Source organism: Streptomyces sp. ERV7 (genome assembly GCF_001653515.1).
Lineage (GTDB): Bacteria > Actinomycetota > Actinomycetes > Streptomycetales > Streptomycetaceae > Streptomyces.
Genome location: NZ_LYOY01000033.1, coordinates 1 through 4483, shown reverse-complemented (window position 1 = coordinate 4483; position 4483 = coordinate 1). Strand labels below are relative to the sequence as shown.

Annotated in this window: 5 protein-coding genes; 2 read left to right on the top strand and 3 right to left on the bottom strand. The window is 72.8% G+C overall.

Translation table 11 applies throughout. The annotated features are described in order from the left end of the window. Both A8W25_RS14360 and A8W25_RS14355 read left to right on the top strand, forming a co-directional pair. On the top strand, positions 1-521 hold a 521-nt coding region (locus A8W25_RS14360; RefSeq protein ID WP_199831753.1), incomplete at its 5' end, for an RICIN domain-containing protein. Positions 522-563: 42 nt separating this feature from the next. Beyond that, positions 564-1091, top strand: coding sequence for a hypothetical protein (locus A8W25_RS14355; RefSeq protein WP_067161348.1), 528 nt, complete (start codon positions 564-566; stop codon positions 1089-1091). Between the two features lie 12 nt (positions 1092-1103). Here the strand turns inward: A8W25_RS14355 and A8W25_RS14350 are convergent, their stop codons facing one another. The 3 genes from A8W25_RS14350 to A8W25_RS14340 all read right to left on the bottom strand — a co-directional run bounded on the left by A8W25_RS14350 (position 1104) and on the right by A8W25_RS14340 (position 4440). Next, positions 1104-2153, bottom strand: a complete 1050-nt coding sequence (locus A8W25_RS14350; protein ID WP_067161345.1) for a TolB family protein — start codon at positions 2151-2153, stop codon at positions 1104-1106. Further along, positions 2150-3418 carry an MFS transporter gene (locus A8W25_RS14345; RefSeq protein WP_067161341.1) on the bottom strand — a complete coding sequence of 423 codons (1269 nt, stop codon included), beginning with the start codon at positions 3416-3418 and terminating at the stop codon, positions 2150-2152. Before A8W25_RS14345 ends, A8W25_RS14350 begins: the two co-directional genes overlap by 4 nt. Before the next feature lie 134 nt (positions 3419-3552). After that, complete coding sequence (locus A8W25_RS14340) at positions 3553-4440, bottom strand: alkaline phosphatase family protein (protein ID WP_067161339.1); 888 nt, start codon at positions 4438-4440, stop codon at positions 3553-3555. Between the last annotated feature and the right edge of the window lie 43 nt (positions 4441-4483).

Below are 4483 nucleotides of genomic sequence, written 5' to 3'. Positions count from 1 at the left end.
GTGCGGGCGGGACCGGTCAGGGCGGCTCGGGCGGCGGCAAGCCCGGCGGCGGAACCCACACCGACCGCCCCCCGGCGGACCCACCGGCCCAGCCCGGCCCCACGATCGGCTCACCGGGCACCTTCCGCGTCAAGAACGTCTCCAACGGCCAGTGCCTGAGCAGCGGCGGTACGAGCGCCTCGTACGGCCCCTGCGAGTCCTCCGGCTCGTACGCGTGGACCTTCTCGTACGCCTCCGACGGCTCCTTCCAGCTGATCAACCGTGGCAGCGGCTACTGCCTGGTGGGCGGCAGCGACTTCGGAGGCGGCGGCGGCTTCACCGGCTACGCCACCGCCTTCCCCTGCGGACAGACCGCCGGCGGCCAGCACTGGCGCATCGGCACCCGCACGTCGTCCGGCAGCACCATCAAGAACACATCGAGCGGCGACTGCCTCGAAGTGGGCAGCAATGGCGCGATGGTGACCCCGTGCGACTCCACCCAGCACGCCCAGCTGTGGGTCAGCGGCGGGGCCGCCTCATGAGCCGCCGGATGAGGAGGGGCGTGCCCGGGAAGAGTTCCCGGCGTGACTGACTCCGCCCTCTGGATCTCTTCGCTGACCGCCGGCACGGCCGTGCTCGCCAGCTGGGTGACCAGCCGCGGCACGGCCCGCGCGGCCCAGATCCAGGCCGCCGCCACCGAGCGGACCCAGCGCACCATCCGTATCGGCGAGGCGCGGCGCTCGGCCTATGTGAGCCTGATCGAGCAGGCGCACAAGATGGCGGAGCTGTACTGGACGGTGTCGGACATCCACAAGTCGGGCGGCAGCCGCGCCGAACAGCTCCCGGCGCTCAAAGAGGTGCAGGCCGGCCTCAGGGTGGAGTACGGCAGACTCCGCCACTTCATATGGGTCATCAACCTGGAGGGCCCGGACAACGTGGCCGCGGCCGCCGAGACGCTCAGGCTCTCGACTCGGCCTCCGCACCGGGCACTTGGCGCGTCCATCGAGGGTGAGCCGGACGCCGCCGCGCTGTTCGACCAGTGCTACGACCCCTTCTGGGCGTCGGTCCTGGCCTTCGTCTCCGCCGCACGCACGGCGGTGCACGACTTGTAGACGACGTGTGCGTCACGGTGTGGTGAGCGCCGCCGGGGACTCGGCGTCCGTGACCAGGACGTGTGGGCGGCCCGTCCCGTCGGCCGGGGTCCGCCACACGTCGGCGTGGTCCCTGCCGCGCCGCAGTGTGTAGGCGACCGTACGGGAGTCGAGCCACACCGCCTGGTCGTCGACGCTGTGTTCCTCGGCGAGCGGGGTGACACGGCCGGTGGCCAGGTCGAGCACCGACAGACGCCACCCGTGCCGGGGGTTGCCGTCGCGGGCGGCCTTGAAGGCGATCCGGGTGCCGTCCGGGGACAGCGACGGGCACTCCACACCGTCCCGTACGGTGCTCAGCCGGCGGGTGGCGAGGTCTCCGTGCACCAGATAGCGGTGGCCGCCCGTGGACATCGTGGCGTAGAAGTGCCGGTCGTCCAGCGCGAAGGTGACACCCCAGAAGTTGAGGTCCTTCGCGTGGTGGGGCCGGTCCGCCACCGTGACCGCCCACTCCTCCAGGGTGGGGACGAGCGTGTCGGTGCGGGTGTCCAGGATGCCGACGCGGGTGGAGAAGCGTCCGCCGTTGTAGGAGTCGCCGGTGACGAACACCGTCCAGGCGACCAGATGCCCGCTCGGTGACACCCGTGCCCGGTTGGGCACTCCGACCAGCGGGATCTCGCCGCGCACCCTGAGCCGGGCGTCCAGCACCGTGAGCCGATAGGTCGTCAGGTCGCCGTCCAGGCGCAGGCAGAGCCCCGTGCCCGCCGCCGCGTGGAACCGCGCGCACTCCAGCCGGGCGACGGTCCTGGGGGCGCCGGTCGCTCCGGCGGACACCGCGATCAGCCGTCCGTGAGTGTCGGACGCCGTGCTCAGCGCCGCGAGAGCGGGCCCCTCCTGGACGGAGGGGGAGACCGGCAGCAGGGACACCGCGCCCTGGCCCGCCACCTTGGCGGGGGTGTCCGGGCGGGCCGCCACGATGGCCGAACCGGCCAGCACGGCCAGCGCGGTGAAGCCGGCCGACGCGGTCAGGACCCGCCGTCGGGGCGAGCGCGAGAGGTGGGCGAGCCAGGTGGTCCGGGCGGTCATCGGACGGCCTCCTTCGTGGAGCGGCCCCGCAGGGCCGTGGTGGTGACGCCCAGAGCCGCCATCACCACGGCCAGGGCGGCCCTGGACGCGGTCGCCGGGCCCCAGGCCGCCCAGGCGAGGCCGAAGGCGACGGACGAGGCGAAGTAGGCGAGGGCCTGGGCGGTCTGGACGCAGGCCAGCCCCGTGGTGCGCAGGGCCTCGGGGAAGGCGGGGGCCGCCAGCGCCATGAGGACTCCGTCGGTGGCCGCGTAGAACACCCCGTACAGACACAGACAGGCCACGGTCACCGGTGTGCCGGACAGCGGGCTGCCCAGCAGCAGATACACCCCGCCGAGCGCGAGATAGCCCCAGCGCAGCAGCACCGCCCGCCCGTAGCGGTCGGCGAGCGCGCCGAGGGGCGGGGCGAGGAGGAGGTAGACGAGGCTGGTGCCCACCGCGAGCCAGGGGAACCAGCCGGTGGAGCAGCCCTGGCGGCGCAGCAGCACCAGATAGACGAAGCCGTCCCCGACCGTGCTCAGGCCCAGCGCGGTGGCCGCGTACAGCAGTCGCCGGGTGTCGCCGCCGCGCAGCAGCCCGAGCGCGGCGCGCGGTGACGGGGCGGGGGCCGGTGACGGGTGGCGTTCCACCCGGTCGCGGGCGAAGACCGCGAGGACGAGCAGGGCCGCGGCCGCGATGCAGAAGCTGGTGAGGAAGAGCGCCGAGAACGCCTGCGACGTCGTGGTGCCCGCGGCGCCGAGCACGGCGAGCGCGACCAGCGGGCCGGCGAACGCTCCCGCGCTGTCCATCGCCCGGTGCACCCCGAACGCCCGGCCGAGCAGCGGCTCGGGCACGGAGAGGGTGATCAGCGCGTCACGGGGTGCGGTGCGCAGGCCCTTGCCCGCGCGGTCGGCGACGAGGACCGCGCCGAGCGCCGGTACGCTGCCGGCCGCGACGAGGCCGAGCTTGGCGAGCGCGGACAGGCCGTAGCCCGCCGCCGCGACGGCCTTGCGGGTACGGAACCGGTCCGCCACATAGCCGCCGACCAGGCGCAGGAGGGCGGTCGCCCCGGTGTAGAGGCCGTCCATCACGCCGTACGCGGCCGGGCCGAGGTGCAGGGTGAGGACGAAGTAGAGCGGCAGCACGGCCGTGACCATCTCCGAGGAGATGTCGGTGAGCAGGCTCACGGTGCCGAGGGCCAGCACATTGGCGCCGACGCCGGTGAGCGCGCGGCGCCGGCCGGGGCCCGGGCCGCCGCGCGACGGCCGGTCGATGGTGGAGAGATACACGGCGGGGACGCCTCCTCGCGGGGGTGTACGCATGCGGGGGATGAGCGGGTGCCGGTGTCCTGGGGGCTCTGGTGGGTACCCCGGGACACCGGTGTGGAGGGCCGCGGATCAGGCGCGGCCCTCACCTCCCCCCGTCAGGAGGTGGTCCAGGCGTCCGTCACCGGGGACTTCCCGGCGGCGCTGCCCAGGGCGGGCAGCCCGTTGATGTCCTCCAGGGTGCGCAGGAGGCCGTAGTGGTTGAGTTGCGTGGTGGACTTGTAGCCGGTCTTCACATGGGCGCCCACGAACGCGGTGTAGATCTGGTTGACGGAGGTGGAGTGGTCCTCGTCGAAGGTGACGACGAGGAGGCTGTTGTGGGTCTTGGCCCACTGGGCGTAGCCGTCGAGCTTGCTCTTGAGCCAGGAGTCGCCCGTGCCGATGGAGCAGTCGTGCATGTCGTTGCACATGTCCGGCGTCACGAACGCCACGTTCGGCAGCTTGCTGTAGTCGCTGGGGAATGCGGAGAACGGCACGTTGTACGAGGCGCCGTTGACGGTGGGGAAGTCCACCCAGGGGGCGTGCTTGCGGCGGTACTTGCCGCTGCCGCACCCGGTGTATCCGGCGCTGGGCAGGGCCTCGGAGTAGCCCTTGAAGGTCCTGCCCGCGGTGAGGAGCTGCTGCCCCAGGCTGTCGGCGCGGAAGTTCTTGGGGCAGTCGTCGTTGCCGACGCCCTGCTGGGAGCCCGAGAAGAGTCCGATGTAGTTGGGCTGGCTGGGGTGGGTGAGCGCGAACGACTTGGTGAAGAGGGTGCCCTGGGAGGCGAGGTTGGTGAAGTACGGTGCGCTGGAACCGGTGAGGGAGCTGTAGTTCTTGTTCTCGAACAGCACGACCACGACGTGGTCGAACGCCGGGAGGGCGGCCGCCTTCGCCACGGGCCGGGCGGCGGGCGCGGCCGGTGGGGAGCCGTGCGGCGCGGAGATACTCACAGCCAGGAGCGCGAGGGCGGGTATGCCGATCAGGCCCGAGGCGCGCGGGAAACGCATCACTTCATCTCCTCTTGGTTGGTGTGGGGGGTGGGTGTGGGGG

Coding starts and splice junctions, on each gene's coding strand:
- A8W25_RS14350 (WP_067161345.1), bottom strand. CDS start 2,153: ATGACCGCCCGGACCACCTGGCTCGCCCACCTCTCGCGCTCGCCCCGA.
- A8W25_RS14340 (WP_067161339.1), bottom strand. CDS start 4,440: ATGCGTTTCCCGCGCGCCTCGGGCCTGATCGGCATACCCGCCCTCGCG.